Raw genomic sequence first — 17,527 nt, 5'->3', positions numbered from 1 at the left:
GCTACATACAATATATTTGGCTCCGAGCTAGAGATCGTGAAGATGATTGATCATATGGCCAAACTTCACCCGTGCAAAATTGCCATCGAGAGCTCCTCAGAAGCGGTAAGTTACTGTGATTTGGTCTGTGCGTCACGAGATCTCGCTGAGCGAATCGTTGAGACGATAGAGCCCGGTGGGTTCCTTGGCATTGAGGCGAATCGCACCCCAGTAACGATTATCGCAATTCTGGCCGCGCTGAGAGCCCAATGTCCTTTTGTGGTGATTGACTCTAGAGATGGGGATGAGCTAAACCAGCATAAGATTTCAGAGCTGCGGCTGAACCACTTCCTCCACGCTGACGCTCCAATTTCTGCAGTTGAGCTATCGCCCACGCCGAAGGCATGGAATAACGGGAAGGTTTTTTCTCCACGGGAGGAACTGACGACTCTTCAAGGCCAGATCGCCTACGCAATCCATACATCGGGCTCTACTGGAAAACCAAAATGTGTGCTTGTTGGATACGACGGATTAAGTGCGGTGATAAAGGATCATGTGCGTCGCCTCGATATAGATTTGCGGAGCCGTACGCTTCAATTTGCAAGGCTGACCTTTGATGGCTGTCTTACTGAGATATTCTGGACACTATGTGCCGGTGGGTGCCTGGTAATAGTTGATGAAGCTGAGTTAATGCCGGGTGAGCGACTTCAGGAAACACTAGAGCGCCATCACATAACCCACCTAAAGACTACTCCCTTCGCGCTCACGGCCACACAACCGTCAAATAGAATGCAGCTTCAACATGTCATTAACGGAGGCGGAGCATGCCGTCAAAGCTCCGTAAAGAAATGGGGAAGCATAGCCACCTTTCATAATGCCTACGGATGCACAGAGACAACAATCTGTAACTTGTTGAGCGATGGTCTCGTGGAAGAATCCTGTAATGATGGTGTTCCTCTTGGCTGCCCGGTTGGGAACTGTCAAGTTCAGATAGATTGCGATGGCCCCAGCTCGCTCGCATCTCGCGGTGAGCTGGTGGTGATCGGGGATAGCGTTGGCATTGGCTATCTTTCCGAAGGTGGCCTTGAAACTTTTCAAAATGCTAGTGGCAAATCGGTCTATTTCTCTGGCGACCTAGTCGAGAAACGTAGCAACGAGATCTACTTTGTCGAGCGCATTGACCGCCAAGTTAAAGTGCGCGGTTACCGCATTGATCCTGGTGAAATAGAAGACCTGATCTGCCAAATAGAAGGTGTTGATGAAGCGGTAGTCGTCGCTGATAGGCACGTTCCTGAAGACGAGGACAGTGAGGTCGACGCCTTACTCTGTTATTTCCAGGGAGAGGTGCAAACACGCACTCTCCGCGAATGCCTGAATAGTCAACTCCCACATTACAAGGTTCCCTCCGTATTCAAGCGTCTTGTCAGGTTACCTTATACCAAGAACGGCAAGGTTGATCGCAACGCGCTGCAAAATCTTAGAGGGGCCAAAGAGCCTGACACAAACGACCTCTCCCCCCGTGAAGAAATCCTAAGTCTGGTCTGTCACTTGACTGGTACGGAAGACGCAGCAGAAGAAGATAATTTCTTCGACATCGGAGGAGATTCCGCTTCAGCAATCATTCTATTAAAAAAACTGAAGGAATTAGGTTGGACTACTGCAGGGGTTCGCGACGTTATACGAGCCGAACAGCTAAAGGATTTAATCAGCGAGGTTGAGCGATTAGAGGAGACTACTAGATGTGTGGTGTAAGCGGATCTTTCGCGCCAGATGGTCGGTTGGATCGTAGCCTTTGCGTGGAGATGCATAATCGCCTGTATCATCGCGGACCGGACGAGACCTATTCTCTTGACGAGCGCACCCTGACAGCCAAGCTGGGTCGTCTAGGAATGATTGGTCTAGGTCATGGCTGGCAGCCTTCAGAAAGTTCTTGTGGCCGCTACGTCGCTATCACTAATGGTGAAATATATAACTCAAAAGATCTTTTCGAGAAGCTAGCGGTGGGGCCGCATAATGACAATGGGGTCGATGTCGCTATTGTTCCAGAGTTGGTGGCTAAGTTGGGAATACTATCTTTGGAGCAGATTGACGGGCAATTTGCGTCGATCATTTTTGACCGAAAGGAGAACGCACTTTATCTGACACGAGATCGTTTTGGTATATGTCCGCTTTTTTACACGAAAGCCGATGGAGTTATACATTTTTGCTCGGAGCTTAAGGCACTCGTCCTGTCTCTTCCCAAAAGCTGGCACATTGACTACTCGGCAATAGATCAATTCTTTGCGCTTGGCAATGTAGTAGCACCTAGGACTTTAGTAGAAGGGGTTGCTTCTGTACAACCTGGGTGTGCCGTCAGAATTGACCTTTCCGGCACGAAAAACATTCGCTACTGGCGATATGGCGATTTCTCAGTCTGCGAGACTGCACCGAATAGTGAAATTCTTCAGTTAAGTCTGCGACGATCCATTTCGAGCCGGTTGAATTCGGATACGGAAATTGGGGCCTACCTGAGCGGTGGCTTTGATTCTACCGTGATCTTAACTGAGGCAACCGCTCTAGCTAAAAGTCGTATGCGATCCTTCTCCATTGTTTTCGACGACCGGGCGCTTGACGAGGGTCCGTTCCAACGTCAAGTAGCCGAAAGGGTTGGCAGCATCCACCAAGAAGTTCGTTGTTCACGCGAAGACATCGCGGATCGCTTTGAGGAAATGGTTCGACATTGCTGTTTCCCTCAACGAGAAACGTACAACGTTGCCGCTCTTCTACTGTCCGAAAGCGTCCATCATGCAGGAGTAAAGGGGGTTGTCTCTGGGGAAGGAGCGGATGAACTCTTCTTTGGTTACGACTCCTACGCCTTTGACACTGCTTTGCGCAAAGTGCGCCCTAAAAGCCACATGAACGAGCAAGCATGGGGGCGGGCAGACTTTTCTTGGGAGGTGGATATGTACCGCCTTGATGAAAGACGGAGCAACTTCTTATCGCCCTATGCACTTGAAGCCATCGAAGGTCGTGAGTTCTGGCGGAATCGTTTGATTCCCTTTACAGATAATGAGGTGGCTGGCCTCAGCTATATGCAGTTGCGTTCAATTACTGATGTGTATGTTCAATTAGCCGGCCATTTGTTGGGTGACCATGGAGATTCCATGGTGATGGCAAACTCGATAGAAGGACGCTACCCGTTTCTCGGCAATGATGTCGTAGATCAGGCACTACAGGTTCCAGACGGAGCTAAAGTAGCAAACTTTGAAGGGAAGGCCTGCTTGCGAAACGCATACAGAGGGAAGATTCCTGATGTTGTACTGGATCGCGGCAAGCATGGGTTTACCGCCTACGATCTACGATCGGTTGTTAACGACCAGTGCTGGAGCGAATGGCGCGACTTGGTTGGTTCTGTCGACGCATTGAATCTGAATTGCATGAATCCGGATGCCGAAGCCTACCAAGAGGAAAAATGGGATTTCCGTCTGGGCGCCATCAGTCTTGCGATGATTGCCGACGAGTTGTCCTTAAGGAGTTGATCACATGGAGAGTATCAACGATACGGTTTCACTTGTAATTTTCCCCGGGGCAGGCTCTTTCGGTTCTGAGTTTCGGACATTGTTGAAAGCGTTCCGACCAAAGGCACGCCTACAACGTTATAGCTGGCGCTACGGTGGGACCTGGTCCCAGAAAAATAAAACGTTTAACGATGCCGCGCGGCTCTGCGCCCAGCAAATTCAGAAGAGCGGTCACGAACAGACAGTATTCATTGGTCACAGCTTCGGAGCCTTTATGGCCTATGTCACAGCTCTGACCCTCCAGGAGGCCAACGAAGCGCCAATTGGTTTGATTCTTACAGGAGCCAGCGCACCAGACCATACGATAATTGCGCCAAAACCAGTAACGGAAAAAGAAATGGAGTCCTATTGGAATCGAGTTGATCCGGGCTTGTTTGATCGTGTTCCCGATCAATCGTGGAAGGACCTTCTTATCGAAACTACGCGCCGTGACCTTGCGCTTCTTGAATCCCTCAGAGACTCGGGATTTGGACGATTATCATGCCCCCTCTACATCGGCATTGGTGATTCCGATCCCTTGGTGAACGGTAAAGAGTGCGAGCGATGGGCCGGATTCGCGGAGGGCAATTTCGACTACCAGAGTTTTCGAGGCGGACATTCCGATTATCTAATAACCGATGAATTCATCGAATGGGTCGGGACTGCAATCACCAAAATAAAGGGGGCTAACTATGTATCAGGATGAGACAACGTTGGATTGCCAGTACAAATCAAAAGGACTGGGTGGAGGTAGTTCTTGGGAAAACCAAAAACGTGATGAAGTCTGGAGATCACTGAAGAGCGCTTTACCAGACCAAGATATTCCCGCAGTACAAGATTGTGTAACTCGGCTATACGAAAGCCTTCCCGACCAAGAAAATCTAGGCCGTAATACTGTGATGGTCGCCTATGGAGGCGGCAAGGATAGCGCCTATACTGCAGCCTTCATGAGAGCGGTACACGTGGCGATGGCGGAACGATTCCGTGGAGACACCTTCCAATTGCGAATCGTAACCATGCGGCACTCTGGTATGCCATATGTGGTTATGGAAAACATCCATCGCACATACTCCGCTCTAGGGGTATACGAAGATCCTATGGTTGAGCTTCTTCTCATTGAGAGAGACCGGGTACGCCAGTTTGACTTGAATGCGCCAATGCCTCTTCCAGTCATCGAAAATAATCGAATCGACTTACTTATGTCCGGGCACCGCTCCTACGGTGACGGACGGACCACCTTTTGCAATGCGTGCAACTTGAACGTCGCCAGCTCCTTCGGTGTCGCTGCACGTTACGGGGAGGGTGTTGACCTTATCGTGACCGGAGATTCTCCCTCAGAACAACGTGACTACATACATTGGATTCGGGGAATCGCTAGTAAAATTGGACAGAAGCCTGCCAAGAGCAGAAAATTTAAGGGTACCTTAGAAACTTTGAACGGCCTATCTCAGACCTATTTTATGGAAATCCACGGTGACAGCCAATCTGACCGTCTGTCAGAACGCGCCGTCGTTTCGGACGTCCCTGATAAGCTAGCTTTTTTCTCGATTTATGATCACACAAATTATGAATCTGGTGCACACTGGAACCTGCTGACAGAGTTTCTGGGTTTTGTCTTCGACGATATTGCCTTTAGTTTCACGGAATCAGATTGTGCTAACCCGGCCATGATGGCCCATCTCCGCGGATTGCGAACTCAATACGTATACAGGCGCAGCTATCGCGAAGGTATTGACCAGTATGCAGATTTCGCGATCGATTTAATGAAGAAGAAAGATTTTCCGGACCACCTCGTCGAGATCATGGAGCAGCGCTACTCGACTGAGGAAGGAGTCGAATCTATGCGTGCATTGACCGAAGACTACGCTCTAACCACATTTGGACTAACGACTCCACAACTGGTGTGCTTGGTTTATTCTCCATTTGCCGGCGGCTGTCAGAACTTGCACGAGTACCTTGTCGCTGAACAACCTGGGCTCTTGCCGCGAGAGAAAGAGATTGTGGCAATGCTCAAAGGCGAAGAAGCAGGTGAACCGTCGTTAGCCTCTAAAGTTGAAAGAATAAGTGGTCTAAGCGTAACGGATCTGCGCCATATTTGCGCTTCGCCAATTTGGTCGCCTTTCAGCGAAGACAGCGCTGAGTTGTTGCCCATCATTACAACCAGTGATCCACACCAAAAATTGATCCATGTTTCCGATGGGAGAGGAGGAGAGAGAGTTATCGACCGTGTTTCCGGTCGCTAGACCTTATTCGATGTGTCGGCCTATAGCGGGGTTGGGCTTACCTCTTGGTTCGCCCGCCCAGAGCCGCTTGAGCCTATTAGGAAATATGCTGAAGTGGGATGATAATACCTCGTCCCACTTTCGAGATATGGGGACCTATTAAAGTGATTGCCTTTCTTGAAAATCCAGGCTGCTCTGAATTTAACCTCGGGGATCTAAGAGCGGAGATAGTCGCACGTTACTTCGCTAAAAAAAAGGCGGGTTTCGTACAAGAGGGGAAGATTGAATCATCCTTTGAGTTGCTAAACCGACTGTACCAGTCGGATCGTCTCTGGCTTCAAAGACGCCAAGTCGACGATGGGACAAAGATTGATATTTACTATACACCGAGCTCGGAAGCTATTGAGAGGATTCAAGCAGGGGAGGATGCTTGGTCCAAGACACTTGGGAATAAAGCACGGAGAAAGATCCGTATTTCAAATGGCGTCATTCTCAAATTCGTTTCTGAAGACAAGCAAGCGTCAATTGACGTATTCACCACTGACTGGAGTCCTAGTCCAGCAGCATGCGCCATAGCCCTGCATCGTCTTCACCCGTTTTTATCCCGTTGCCTCGACGTTCCTTTAACTGGCTCCCATTTTACCGGGGAATACGTTCGTCATCCGCTGACGGGAGATTTGCTTCCCGTCTGGACGGCGGATTGGGTTAGAGCAGATTTTGGAACCGGAGCAGTGTTGGTGAATCCCGCACACAGTCAGGCCGATCTTGAGTTCGGTCGTAAAGTGGGTCTACCTATAAAATTCTCTCTGATACCAGATTACGCCTCGGATGATCCTAACTTTTGGCCTCAGCCACCAGTTATCAGAGATGGCACGATAACAAGATCTGGTCGCTTTGATGGACTGAAATGGGACGAGGCTGAAGCAGCTTTTTACAAGGTTCTTCAGGCAAGAGGACTAGCCGCTAAGGTTGCTGATAAATCGTTAGGCTCTGTCCCTATTGCGTCAATTAGTTTCAGTAACACTGGAAGTTTTTCTGTTTTAACAAATTGCAAGTTCCTTGGCGCTGCGCAAGAACAAGAAACTCGGCGTGCGAATGTCGAATTCAGCGCCATCTATAGGTGCATAGATCGAGTACTAAGCTGTGGTGCTGAGACAATTGTGGCAAGCTCTTCTTCCATGAAAAAAGTGGGTCCCGCAGTTATTTCTCTGCTTATGGATATCGGAGTAGAGTATCCGGACATTGACCTGTTCGTTACTGGGCACGCTGAATGTAATATTCAAAGAATCTCTGATTCAAAATTAAGGTTGGCTTTATTGGTCGGTGGTGACATGTGGGAGCCGCTCTCCGTAAACCAGCAATTGGTTGAGCAAGTAGATGGCTTTTTAAAATCTTTACATCAATGTCGCACAGAACTCGGTGGCGGGGAACTATCGCCTCCGGATGATATAAAGCGCCACTTGAAGCATGATAGGCCAAAAGAAGCGTTTCGGTCACTAGTTCGTTGGCAGAGGGAGTGCCTTAGAGATAATCGAAAAGTAGACATTAATGCCTTAGACAAGACCTGCAGTTGGTTTTTATTACCTACTTTATCGAAGACTTAACTCTCGGATTAACTCATGTGTGAGGATTCGGTTATGGAACAATGCGAAATTCGAGCTATTTTTGAGAGCATAGTGCCTTCTAACGTTGCTTGCGCTTCAGTCTCTATCTCTAACGATTCGACGTCGCCCTATACAGTCGAAATTATGGCGATGAGAAACGCGGTTGACAAGCGTCGATACGAGTTTTTTGCTGGCCGAAAGGCTGCTCGTCAAGCTCTTGGGAAGCTTGGCATTGAGCCTCTTGCTATCCCCATAGGAGTTCATCGAGATCCCGTCTGGCCCAAAGGTATAGTTGGAGCAATCACCCATACTCACGACCATGCGGTCGCAATTGTGGCATCGGCGAATTACTTTAGGGGTGTTGGATTGGACCTTGAGAAGAATGGCCGTATCAGTGGAGCGCTTGCCACTGAGATCGAAGCCTCGTCCGGCGATTTAAACTCCTATTCCAACGACCGACTTTCCTCCAATGGCATCTGTGCACATACCTTGCGATACTCTGCGAAGGAATCCGGCTTCAAAGCGTACTTCCCAGCTTACAAGCACTTTCTGGCCTATAAAGACGTTTCTTGTACTATTGACTTGAAAACCAATTCCTTCACATTAAGAGCTGACGAAACACTTGGACCGCCGATTCAAGAATACGAGTTAGCCAAGGGAATGTTTAGTTTCTCTAGGTCATATTTAGCAACCGTCGCTTGGTGTTAACAAAGAAACGTTCCGTAATTAGAAAGCAATGATGAATAGGTCCACCTCACTAAGCAATCAACGAAGGGGGCTTAAAAAAGAGCTCTGAGAAAAAGATCGATTAATGTTTTGTATATCAATAGATCTGTTGTTTACTTTGTTCTTGTGATCCCAGCACTATTGATTGGAATACTCTAAAAGGGATTTATGAGTAGGGAAGCCGAAATGCCTAATTCAGTGGAATATTTCCTTGGTCGTTCTAGCACCGTGAGTCTCGAAGCCAAGATGAGTCTTGGCAAGGGATGCAGCGTTGTAATCTGGGAAAACCGGAACGACCACATACGATATGAAGCACCACACAACCACACGTTCAGCTTGTATCTGAAAGGAGGGGAAGGGACGCGGCGGCTGGATGCCGGCAAGGCGGCCGGGTGGCCCGGAGCAGTTTGTATTCTGCCCGCAGGACAGCGTTCTGAGTGGGAAATTACCAATCCATTTCGCTTCGTACATCTTTATCTGTCGGATGCAAAGTTGGGTAGTATGTATTCCGAAGTGAACGACTGTGATGCTCGCGAACTAGATTTAGTCGAAGAAAATTTCGTCAAGAAACCGTATATTGCCCAACCGCTCGCAGAACTTGCGCGAGCCGCTATGTCAGACAACGTGCTTCGTGCAGAAAGCGCGGTGGCGGATTTGATTGGGACTCTCCCAGGGCGCAAGACACATCTTCTTGGTGGTCTTGCACCTCATATGCTGCGTCGGGTGGATGACTACATTGAGGCCTATCTCCACACGACAATTCATCTTAGAGATCTTGCGGAGCTAGTTGGAATTTCCGAATACCATTTTCATCGGATGTTCCGTATGGTCCGTGGTGCCCCCCCACACGCTTGGATTACGGAGCGTCGAATATCCCGCGCAAAGCGACTTCTACGATCGGATATGCCGATCTCAGCAATTACAGTTGATTGCGGTTTTTCTAGCCAAAGCCATATGACCCGTGCTTTTCGAGATAGGATCGGCCGAACTCCAGCACAATATCGAAAGTATCTTCGAAATTTTTGACGCAAATTTCCCCTTGGACAGGATGACACATTGCGACTATGAAAGGGGCTATCTGCGCGAGGTTTGGCATAAAAGTATGTTATTTCATCTAAGGTGTTTAGCCCACAACACTGAGAGACTCTCTCTAGAAATGGACTTAATGCATGAACTTGAACAAAAAAAAAGCTGTCGTTTTCGGCGGAACATCGGGTATTGGACGAGCGACTTCAATTGCCTTGGCGGATCAAGGAGCCGAGGTGTACGTCGTAAGTAGAAACGCAGAGGCCTTGACAACCCTGCCTGAAACTATCCGTCGTTTCAACTGCGATGTTTGCGATGAAGACGCCGTGCGAGCGACCTTTGCCAAAATCGGTCCTCTAGATATCATCATCAGTTCCGCTACAGGAGGTTCCCGGACTCTCTCATGCTTTCCAGAAATGGATATGGACAGTTACCGGGGGTCTTTCGCCAAGCTATGGGGCTATGCCCATGTGGTGCGGCATGGAATCGAATGGCTACGTGAAAGTGGCGCAATTGTTCTGGTCAGTGGGTCTCCTGCAAGACGCTGCGATCCCGGCCAGGTGGCGCTTTCGTCGGTAGGTGCAGCGATAGAGGCAATGGTCCGCGGTGTCGCCAAGGAGATCGTACCACGTCGTATAAACGCGCTATGCCCTGGCTTGATTGACACTCCAATCCTACAGAAGAAAGGCGCAGAAAGGATCGAGCACTACAAAAAATTTACCGCGGGAAATCTTATTCCCCGGCCCGGTACGCCAGAGGAATGTGCTCATGGAATCTTATTCTTGCTTGAAAACGAATTTGTAACCGGAACAGTGCTTGACGTCGATGGAGGGAGACTATTGTCATGATTCAGCATTATCGGGAGACCTCAAAGCTAGTATCAGTCACTACCAACACTCTCCGGAAACTGGGGCAGGTCTATTTTCTGTCTCTAAGCTCCAGAACGTGAAACCACCCCTTCTGCCAAGAAACACCCTTCTGCCCCGAAAAAAAAGGGAGCCGCAGCCGCTTTTTCGGCAACACCACGATTTTCCATACACAATCCCCGAAAAACTCAAAAGTGATCCCACTGGAGTCCTCGCATTTCAGGTTACGAAAGTGCCCGGTGGTGTAGGGTGCGCCGAGTGTCACTGTATCGATTCTGTCGAGGTCTTCATCCAACAAGTGGATGTGGAGCGAATCTTCGAAGGGGATGTCGTCGGTCAGAAATAAAAGGTACCGATTGCCATGCTGTATACAGGCTTCGAGAACGGTACCCTCCCGTGCTTCCTCAGACGTACGCCCCGCAATAGTTGCGAAGCTCGTTGCGAGTTCTTGATCGTTGCCTTCCCTTGCGAGTGTCAGGCTGGCGTCTTCCCGGATACATTGTTGCATATATTAAACCTTACCAGAAAAAGCAGATCTGTCCGGGTTTCGCCCTCGCTCAGTCAGCGTCTTTTACCTTGCGAACTGAAGCAGTCCAATTCCAATACGAATTGCCGCGTTAACTTTTCAGCCGCCTTGTGTGTTGGTCGGCCGTGAGAAAGCCCGCCGCATCGAAACAATCTTCTGCAAAAGGAAAGCTCCATTACTTAAATACCGGTCCCGGATTTATAGCGCTGGCCTATGCTCTAATCAATATCTGATATATCAAAAATTAATTACTAAAAGAGAGCAATTTTTTCCAATACTGTTATGACATGAATGCCGAGAATGTACTAAAAATCTATTAAACGGGGATGATAGATGAACACTACCAAATTCTGGCCACGCGCTACTAAATACGACGTTCATGTGCTTCCACTGGATTTCACGGGAACTCGTAGTAACACCGCGAGAGCCTTGATAAATGAAACTCTTGTTTTAACTGACATGCTCAGAGCTAATAAGAACACCGAATAAGGGAGGTCTAAATGGAATTTTTTAATGGCTTCCTGCTGAGCCTTTCCTTATGCCTCGATATTGGCATAGCGAATGTTGCAATGATTACCTTAGCCATGCAGCGAGGATACTTCCAAGGCTTCTCCCTCGGTGTTGGTACGTGTATCGGCGATTTAATTTATGCCGTTTTGGCTCTTTTCGGTATGGCTGCCTTGTTGCAGTATGAGTCTGTTCGATGGACTCTTTGGGTCGGAGGCTCGGTAATTCTTTTGTACTTCACATATAAGATGCTTCGCTCTGCCGTCGTTGAAAGTCATTCCGTAGAGATTGAGGAAAACGGTACATCGTCAAGTTATCTTCAAGATTTTTCGAAAGGTGTATTCTTGGCGATGTCCTCTCCCACTGCAATACTGTGGTTTGCTGCAGTGGGTGGAGTCATTATTTCACGGTCTGGCGATCAAGGTTTCCAAAGTGCCTCTCTTTTCCTAACGGGCTTCTTTGCTGCTGGTATATTCTGGGCTGGTGTACTCTGTTTCGTCGCTAGTCAAGGAGGAAGGGTGCTGGGGGAAAGGCTGCTTAAATACTCATACTATGCTTCAGCTGCCATTTTTGCTTATTTTGCGGGGTACGTCATTATTACAGGTTATGCAGAGTTTCTAGGATAGTTTGATTTCTTGTGATCTAGAGTAAAGGTCAGGTGTCATAGCCATGACCTTTCTAAACGTATTAATAAAGTGGCTTTGGTCATAGAATCCTAGATCGGCCATCACATCGATTGGTTTAATTCCGTCTCTAATCATTCTTCGGGCCTCAATGAGCCTCAGTTGCATATGATATTGCACTGGTGCAATTCCGACCTCCTGACGGAACACTCTAACAAAATGGTACTTGCTGAGTCCGACTGACGATGCAAGGGATGAAAGGTCGATCTTACCATCAAGGCAATCTTTCATGTTGTTTATTGCCATATTAACCGAGTGCCTTTTGCGCCCAGTAACAGGCTTATCTTCTTCTAATAGTGTGGCTAGCAGCCAAAGAATTGACTCTTCCTTGTGCTCACTAGAACTTCGTGCAGTTGAATAGCACTCTTGTATAGCCCTGAAGATTTGTTCGTTTTTTAAGGCGCCCTGTTGCAGTAATGGATAAGAGTCTCTGTGAACAATATTATTGTCAATCGCGACCTTTTTAATTGTTTCCGGATTTATGTGTAGACTGATGAATTCGACACCATCGCTACAGAATTGTGAGGATTGTATCGCCATTGGGTTGTATACAGTGACATATCCTGCCGGCACAACATAATCCTTGTTGTCAACCCAAATGCGTTCTATTCCTTTAAGGTTTGCTGAAATAATATACTCTTCATGCGTGTGTTTCGGGTAGGAGGTGCTGATGGCGCATACTCTTGAGCACTCAATATCTTCACCAACATAAAAATCCTCAATTCCGATACTCACCAGTAATTCTCCTAGAATTTTTACTCGCTCTTCAGTCCTTTGCGCATGTCTCGACATGCCATACCTGGAGTTGAGAAAGCTTACCATGTCACTGTTGGGAGGGGATAGGTTGCGCTTTCACTGCCACCAGCTATAGCTATGGCTCATTGGCCCATAAGGCCCATCGGTGGGTGGCTTTACCTGAAATAGGTGCCGGCATCTAAAAAATGGGATCGCCCGTGGCCTTGACGGCATAGAACAGGCAATCGCTCTTCGCAATCACCGGGTTGGTGGTGATCATGAAGGTCTTGAGGGCCTGGGCAGGGTAGATTCGCCCATCCCTGATTTGAAGCACCTGTTCCATGTTCTCAGTCCGGTTGTGGCTGATCGCCGTGAGAACGTCCAGGCCTTTTTGCCCAACCCATCCGAGAGGCTCGTCCGGCGACACAATCCCGAAATTGCGGTGTTCGATGTCGGGCGGAAAGGTGAGGTCTGCCTGCCCACTGGGCGTTAACCGGTACTCGATAGTCGCATCGGGCGCCAACTCCACCCGAATCGGGTTTCGCAGCACCGCAACGTTCCATTCCGCTTTTTCCAGCGATAGCACGTCAGATTGTGAGGCATACCGAACCAGCCCTTCGTACGCCAGTTGGTGCGCGTGATCATCCTGAGCACCGCCACACTCGATGGTGACGGTGGGCACCTCCTGCTCGGAATATTCCATTAGTGCCCCCAGGCGAAGGTCCGTCATGATCAGCCGGTCGGTAAACAGCGATGCCAGCGCTTGGTGGGCAGCGTCGTTGGTGATGGTCACGGCGAAGGCAGGGCCGGTGCCAGAGGTGTTGTGCACATCCAGCAGGCACTCGGGGTTGGCGGTCTGAAGCTCGGCCAGCATAGCCTGGGCAATGGCGCCTTCCTCGCCTTCAAACGGTTCTTTGAAGCACCGGTTCAGGTCACGTCCGCCTGGCACTTGGCGCAGTGACAATACCGGCGGGGTTTTCGCGGGGTGGACGCCGCCCAGAAGGAACAGCAGGTTGACCTCCGGGGTGTGCTGCTCCAGTAGCCATCGGTGAATCGCGAACAGCCCTGAGGGTTCGTTGCCGTGAAGCAGGGTTGCCATGGCCCGGGTTCTGGAAGGGTCGCGGCCAGCAACGCGAACCACCGTGGGCCGTTGCAGCCGGTCCAGCCACTCCAGGGGCGAGCGGCCCAGGGTCTGGGGTGAGGGGTTGTTGAGATAATCCAGGGTGTTCGAGCGGCTCATGGTGACAGGGTCCATTCGTGCACGGGTGTGTTTGTCTTCTGATTGGCCATGTATAGAGACAGCATACTCTTGAACGCCTCGTCGGTAGTCTGGGACCGGAAAAAAGACTCCGTGACCTGTCGCTGCCATCGGGCGCCGGTCATCCGGGTTTGTATGCGGCCTTTGATGATGCCGAGCAGGCGCTGGATCTCCGCCTCGTCCACGGCGGTTCGTTGCAAGGCTTCCCGGGCGCGCGGCAGCAGGTCACGGGCAACGTTCAACAGGGGTGTATCCTGTAACTGTACCTGGTCTTTGTGGGGCCAGATGATGTCTGCACCGATGCCGTATTTGGCGGCACGATAGAAATTGTGTTCGGTGTAGTGAAAGGGAAGTATCGACGTCAGGTGACGGATATCCTCGAGCACCGCCAACGCCGCCCCGATGATGAACAGCCCGTTCGCGCACATATCCACGGCTGTTGGCCCGGCCGGCATGGACCGAATCTCGATGCGCAGATGGCCGCCGTCTGTGTGATCAAAAATGGCCCGGTTCCAGGGCCACGTAGTCCCATGGTGCAGTCGCAGTTCGGCCAGTTCCGGTACCTCTCCCCGATCAATCACCGCCATCGGGTCTTCTTCGGACATCAATGGCAGGATGGGGGGATACAGGGAGGCCGAGGCGGCAAACAGCTCCCAGGCGCTGCGTGCCCAGCCGTTGCCGTAATAAACCCGTGGCGGGTGTTTCCAGGTTCTGTGGTTGGGCGAGCGGCTGTCGACGGATTGTTTGAACAGGGCGATACGGGTTTCGTCCCAGAGGTGGTGGCCGAACAGGCTGGGCGAATTGCTGGCCAGAGCCAGCGCAATGGGCGTCACCAGCTGCACGGCGTTGAAATAGTCGGCAAAGCGCTCGGCTGGAACGCGCCAGTGCAGCTGGAACGAGGTGGTCGCCCCTTCCATGGTGACGTCGTCCGCTTCCAGGTCGATGACGTCGTTGCCACCGATATGTATGCTGAAGGGCTCGCCCCGTTGCTGGATCAAGGCGTTGGATAGCGCATGGTAGCGGGGTTCGTCGGTCATCACTTTCGCGCCCATATCGGACTGGCGCAAGGTGGGTAGAATGCCGATGGGCACCAGTTCGCCATTCAATGGGGCGGCGTGCCGGTTGATTCGCTGCATGGCCCTAAGCAGTTCCTGCTCGGTTCTGGCAAAGGGGGCACCCTTGAAGGCCTGGGGGCTGAGGTTGTATTCAAGGTTGAAGCGGTTGAGTTCAACGGTCAGTTGTGGGTCCTGAACGCTGGCGGCTATGTCTGTGTTGATCGGCTGAACGCGCAGGTCCGGGTTTACGATGTAGAACTCGACCTCGGCACCAATGGAAGATTCTCCCTCACCAAAGCCTGGCCGGTTTAGAAGGCGGGTGAGTGCGGTCAGGTCCGTTCGCACCTTGGCGGCAAAGCGGTCAAATTCTTCCGGCGTAAATTCCGATTGTTTTATCGACAGTCCCATAGCGGCTGTGTCTCTAGCACTGGCTTACTTTGATAGTAGCGGAAATGAGGGGTGCGCGAGTGACTGACCGAAGGAGAAAAGCGATATGAAGACGTCTTCCGGGGGCCTTAACCCCCTATCAACGATTGTCCTGGCTCAGGGTTAGAACACCCGATTGCTGGGAGAAGTTCAGCTGCCCAAGCACGCTCATTCCCAGCAATACCATGTCGGGATCCATGGCCGGGTTGATGGTGCCGGGTACATTGTAGAATGTCATATCGCCCAGGCGGAGTTCCTGAATGGTCGTGCTCCACACATTGACTGTACCAGCGGCGAGCAATACAACCCAGAACACTGCGAAGTACAGGAGGTATCGAATTTCGGGTTTAATGATGCCGGGTTTGCTCATCCTGTTCCTTGTTGTGGGGCATGGGCAGGTTGTTCCAATACTACCTTGGCCACTCGCTCGGCGGTAGTTTGATCGCCTTCCCGAGCATAACCTTCCATGTTTCTCAATCAATTCCATCAGTCGAATCATTCTGGCGTGAATTACAGCAGGCGCAGAGGGTCTCGGCTCGCCGCTTGATTTCCGGCCATTTGACCCGATTAATTCAACCATCTGATGAATCATAGGCCGACCTATCATGACTGACATCCGACATCTTGTGTGTCCCCATTGCCACAAAGTGAATCGCGTGCCGGCCGACAAGCTGTCCGCCGGTGGTAACTGCGGCGCGTGCAAACAGGCACTTTGGCCAGACCAGCTGCTGGATCTTACGGAGCAGACGTTTGCGGCACACACCGGGCGCAGCGATGTGCCGGTAGTGGTGGATTTCTGGGCCAGTTGGTGCGGGCCTTGTAAGGCGATGGCGCCTCAGTTCGAGCAGGCGGCGAAAGCCTGGCGGGGTAAAGTGCGCTTTGCAAAGCTGAACACCGAACAGTCACCGGGACCGGCCGGGCAGTTTGGTATTCGCAGCATACCCACCATGATCCTGTTCCAGAATGGCCGGGAAGTGGCTCGTCAGAGCGGTGCCATGAATCAGGCGCAGATCAGCCAGTGGCTGCAATCGAAGGGGATTCGGTAGGCTTCAAGCTCTTTCAACGATTATCCTGGTTTAGGGGCAGGGCGTTTTATGCCTACACTCAGGTAGTCCCTTATTGATTCTGGAGACTACTATGGATTTCCACGCTTACCGCCAGGCTTTAGCCGACACCCTGGAAGGCAGCGAGCTACCCTTTCCGGCAGATGAATTAAGTCTCCGTTTAGCACGTACCCGGGCCCTGATGACTGAAGCCGGACGTGATGCCCTGCTGTTGACCGATCCTGCCGATATTTTCTACCTGACCGGCTATCACACCTTTGAGGTCTCCGTGCATACCGCGTTGCTGGTCACGGCCGAACGTATCGTCCTGCAGGTACCGTCGATTGAGACCGGGCCGGCTGTTGTTACCGCAAGGGTAGACGAAATCATTGGTTACCGCTGGGAAGATATCAGTGAAGTCATCGAGCCTTTACTGGCCTTGCTGTCACCCTGCCAGCACATAGGCCTGGATGCGAACTCTGCCGGTTTGCGCTACGCCATCATTCAACCCCTGTTAAACCGTCTGGGTAAGGCACGCTTTCACTATGATGGCGGCGCATTGCTGGATAGTCAGCGTCTGGTCAAGAGCGAAGCCGAGCTGAACTGCCTGCGCGAGAGCGCACGCATCACCGCAATCGGGCTACGAGCTGCCGAAGCTATTATTGAGCCCGGCATCACCGACAATGAGGTGGCTGCCGAGGGTGCTCGTGCACTGCTCGCGGCGGGCAGCGAGTTCATGAGCCTGCAGCCGATCGTGACCTGCGGTCAGCGCAGCAGCGTGATACACGTCAATCATAAACGCACCGTTATTGAGGCAGGGGATCCGGTTTTCCTTGAATTTGGTTCAGTTTATCAGCGCTATACCGCGCCGATGATGCGCACCGCTGTGGCGGGCAGAGCCACGGCTCAGATGCACCAGATCGCGGAAGTGTGCCAAAGCCTCTATACCGCCCTGAAAGAAACTATGTGCCCGGGTAATACCTTTGATGATGCAGCACGGGCTGCCGAGGCGGCCCTGGCACCCTATGCGGATCGAGTATTTTTCTCTGGCGTATTTGGCTACTCAGTAGGAGCGCAGTTCCCTCCCAGCTGGGTTGAAGGCACCGGCTACATCGCCCGCGGTCTCACCCGCCGCTTTGAGGAAAACATGGTTTTCCACCTCCCCCTGTGTCTTCGCCTGCCTGGGGAGTGGGGGATTGGCCTCAGTGACACAGTACAGGTCACTGCCAAGGGTGGTGTAGCCATCACCGACAATGATTGGCAGGTCAATGAACGGGTTGGCCTGTAGTTCACTTTTTGTGAAGTCCTAGCAGGTGTGGCTGGCTATCTGCTGGT

16 protein-coding genes are annotated in these 17,527 nt (G+C 51.1%); 11 read left to right on the top strand and 5 right to left on the bottom strand.

The genetic code is table 11. From position 1 onward, the window contains the following. Positions 1 to 42 precede the first annotated feature (42 nt). The 8 genes from ACNSOI_RS14720 to ACNSOI_RS14685 all read left to right on the top strand — a co-directional run bounded on the left by ACNSOI_RS14720 (position 43) and on the right by ACNSOI_RS14685 (position 9,941). A complete protein-coding gene (locus ACNSOI_RS14720; RefSeq protein WP_420194384.1) occupies positions 43 to 1,731 on the top strand; it encodes a non-ribosomal peptide synthetase in 1,689 nt (562 codons plus the stop codon). Continuing rightward, the gene (gene asnB / locus ACNSOI_RS14715; protein WP_420194383.1) at positions 1,719 to 3,497 is read left to right on the top strand and encodes an asparagine synthase (glutamine-hydrolyzing); all 1,779 of its coding nucleotides are present in this window, start codon (positions 1,719 to 1,721) and stop codon (positions 3,495 to 3,497) included. Before ACNSOI_RS14720 ends, asnB begins: the two co-directional genes overlap by 13 nt. 4 nt (positions 3,498 to 3,501) lie before the next feature. Then, positions 3,502 to 4,221: a thioesterase II family protein gene (locus tag ACNSOI_RS14710; RefSeq protein WP_420194382.1), complete on the top strand. Its 720-nt coding sequence runs from the start codon at positions 3,502 to 3,504 to the stop codon at positions 4,219 to 4,221. Beyond that, positions 4,208 to 5,758 carry a hypothetical protein gene (locus ACNSOI_RS14705; protein ID WP_420194381.1) on the top strand — a complete coding sequence of 517 codons (1,551 nt, stop codon included), beginning with the start codon at positions 4,208 to 4,210 and terminating at the stop codon, positions 5,756 to 5,758. The genes ACNSOI_RS14710 and ACNSOI_RS14705 overlap by 14 nt, the downstream gene beginning before the upstream one ends. A 98-nt stretch (positions 5,759 to 5,856) precedes the next feature. Then, positions 5,857 to 7,341, top strand: coding sequence for a hypothetical protein (locus tag ACNSOI_RS14700; protein WP_420194380.1), 1,485 nt, complete (start codon positions 5,857 to 5,859; stop codon positions 7,339 to 7,341). A 33-nt stretch (positions 7,342 to 7,374) separates the two neighbouring features. Then, a complete protein-coding gene (locus ACNSOI_RS14695) occupies positions 7,375 to 8,049 on the top strand; it encodes a 4'-phosphopantetheinyl transferase family protein (protein WP_420194379.1) in 675 nt (224 codons plus the stop codon). A 204-nt stretch (positions 8,050 to 8,253) separates the two neighbouring features. Further along, the gene (locus tag ACNSOI_RS14690; RefSeq protein WP_420194378.1) at positions 8,254 to 9,093 is read left to right on the top strand and encodes a helix-turn-helix transcriptional regulator; all 840 of its coding nucleotides are present in this window, start codon (positions 8,254 to 8,256) and stop codon (positions 9,091 to 9,093) included. A 143-nt stretch (positions 9,094 to 9,236) separates the two neighbouring features. Beyond that, positions 9,237 to 9,941, top strand: a complete 705-nt coding sequence (locus ACNSOI_RS14685) for an SDR family NAD(P)-dependent oxidoreductase (RefSeq protein ID WP_420194377.1) — start codon at positions 9,237 to 9,239, stop codon at positions 9,939 to 9,941. A gap of 70 nt (positions 9,942 to 10,011) precedes the next feature. On the opposite strand, the gene ACNSOI_RS14680 is transcribed toward ACNSOI_RS14685, so the two are convergent. Continuing rightward, on the bottom strand, positions 10,012 to 10,467 hold the full coding sequence (locus ACNSOI_RS14680) for a hypothetical protein (RefSeq protein ID WP_420194376.1): 456 nt from the start codon (positions 10,465 to 10,467) through the stop codon (positions 10,012 to 10,014). Between the two features lie 518 nt (positions 10,468 to 10,985). Here ACNSOI_RS14680 and ACNSOI_RS14675 point away from each other — a divergent pair. Further along, positions 10,986 to 11,618, top strand: a complete 633-nt coding sequence (locus tag ACNSOI_RS14675) for a LysE family translocator (RefSeq protein ID WP_420194375.1) — start codon at positions 10,986 to 10,988, stop codon at positions 11,616 to 11,618. On the opposite strand, the gene ACNSOI_RS14670 is transcribed toward ACNSOI_RS14675, so the two are convergent. The 4 genes from ACNSOI_RS14670 to ACNSOI_RS14655 all read right to left on the bottom strand — a co-directional run bounded on the left by ACNSOI_RS14670 (position 11,610) and on the right by ACNSOI_RS14655 (position 15,519). Beyond that, positions 11,610 to 12,410 (bottom strand): AraC family transcriptional regulator, encoded by an 801-nt coding sequence (locus ACNSOI_RS14670; protein WP_420194374.1) that lies wholly within the window; start codon positions 12,408 to 12,410, stop codon positions 11,610 to 11,612. The two genes, ACNSOI_RS14675 and ACNSOI_RS14670, sit on opposite strands and share 9 nt — an antisense overlap. Before the next feature lie 199 nt (positions 12,411 to 12,609). After that, a complete protein-coding gene (locus ACNSOI_RS14665; protein ID WP_420194373.1) occupies positions 12,610 to 13,650 on the bottom strand; it encodes a succinylglutamate desuccinylase in 1,041 nt (346 codons plus the stop codon). Continuing rightward, entirely contained in the window at positions 13,647 to 15,131 is a 1,485-nt protein-coding gene (locus ACNSOI_RS14660; protein WP_420194372.1) for a hypothetical protein, read from the bottom strand. Before ACNSOI_RS14660 ends, ACNSOI_RS14665 begins: the two co-directional genes overlap by 4 nt. Before the next feature lie 118 nt (positions 15,132 to 15,249). Next, positions 15,250 to 15,519: a retropepsin-like aspartic protease family protein gene (locus tag ACNSOI_RS14655; protein WP_420194371.1), complete on the bottom strand. Its 270-nt coding sequence runs from the start codon at positions 15,517 to 15,519 to the stop codon at positions 15,250 to 15,252. A gap of 235 nt (positions 15,520 to 15,754) precedes the next feature. Here ACNSOI_RS14655 and trxC point away from each other — a divergent pair, with 235 nt between their 5' ends. Further along, a complete protein-coding gene (gene trxC / locus ACNSOI_RS14650; protein ID WP_420194370.1) occupies positions 15,755 to 16,195 on the top strand; it encodes a thioredoxin TrxC in 441 nt (146 codons plus the stop codon). 91 nt (positions 16,196 to 16,286) lie between these two features. Further along, the gene (locus ACNSOI_RS14645) at positions 16,287 to 17,480 is read left to right on the top strand and encodes a M24 family metallopeptidase (RefSeq protein WP_420194369.1); all 1,194 of its coding nucleotides are present in this window, start codon (positions 16,287 to 16,289) and stop codon (positions 17,478 to 17,480) included. The last annotated feature ends 47 nt before the right edge of the window (positions 17,481 to 17,527 follow it).

It is taken from the genome of Marinobacter sp. GH_1 (genome assembly GCF_048595985.1).
Lineage (GTDB): Bacteria > Pseudomonadota > Gammaproteobacteria > Pseudomonadales > Oleiphilaceae > Marinobacter > Marinobacter shengliensis.
Note: the sequence above shows the minus strand (reverse complement) of the source record. Positions and strands in the feature narration are given on the sequence as shown.

Excerpts from the sequence above, each read along its gene's own strand:
- ACNSOI_RS14655 (WP_420194371.1), bottom strand. The coding sequence starts at position 15,519 with ATGAGCAAACCCGGCATCATTAAACCCGAAATTCGATACCTCCTGTAC.
- ACNSOI_RS14660 (WP_420194372.1), bottom strand. The coding sequence starts at position 15,131 with ATGGGACTGTCGATAAAACAATCGGAATTTACGCCGGAAGAATTTGAC.
- trxC (WP_420194370.1), top strand. The coding sequence starts at position 15,755 with ATGACTGACATCCGACATCTTGTGTGTCCCCATTGCCACAAAGTGAAT.
- ACNSOI_RS14720 (WP_420194384.1), top strand. The coding sequence starts at position 43 with ATGATTGATCATATGGCCAAACTTCACCCGTGCAAAATTGCCATCGAG.
- ACNSOI_RS14685 (WP_420194377.1), top strand. The coding sequence starts at position 9,237 with ATGAACTTGAACAAAAAAAAAGCTGTCGTTTTCGGCGGAACATCGGGT.
- ACNSOI_RS14700 (WP_420194380.1), top strand. The coding sequence starts at position 5,857 with ATGATAATACCTCGTCCCACTTTCGAGATATGGGGACCTATTAAAGTG.
- ACNSOI_RS14665 (WP_420194373.1), bottom strand. The coding sequence starts at position 13,650 with ATGAGCCGCTCGAACACCCTGGATTATCTCAACAACCCCTCACCCCAG.
- ACNSOI_RS14645 (WP_420194369.1), top strand. The coding sequence starts at position 16,287 with ATGGATTTCCACGCTTACCGCCAGGCTTTAGCCGACACCCTGGAAGGC.
- ACNSOI_RS14675 (WP_420194375.1), top strand. The coding sequence starts at position 10,986 with ATGGAATTTTTTAATGGCTTCCTGCTGAGCCTTTCCTTATGCCTCGAT.
- ACNSOI_RS14680 (WP_420194376.1), bottom strand. The coding sequence starts at position 10,467 with ATGCAACAATGTATCCGGGAAGACGCCAGCCTGACACTCGCAAGGGAA.
- ACNSOI_RS14690 (WP_420194378.1), top strand. The coding sequence starts at position 8,254 with ATGCCTAATTCAGTGGAATATTTCCTTGGTCGTTCTAGCACCGTGAGT.
- ACNSOI_RS14705 (WP_420194381.1), top strand. The coding sequence starts at position 4,208 with ATGTATCAGGATGAGACAACGTTGGATTGCCAGTACAAATCAAAAGGA.
- ACNSOI_RS14695 (WP_420194379.1), top strand. The coding sequence starts at position 7,375 with ATGGAACAATGCGAAATTCGAGCTATTTTTGAGAGCATAGTGCCTTCT.
- ACNSOI_RS14710 (WP_420194382.1), top strand. The coding sequence starts at position 3,502 with ATGGAGAGTATCAACGATACGGTTTCACTTGTAATTTTCCCCGGGGCA.
- asnB (WP_420194383.1), top strand. The coding sequence starts at position 1,719 with ATGTGTGGTGTAAGCGGATCTTTCGCGCCAGATGGTCGGTTGGATCGT.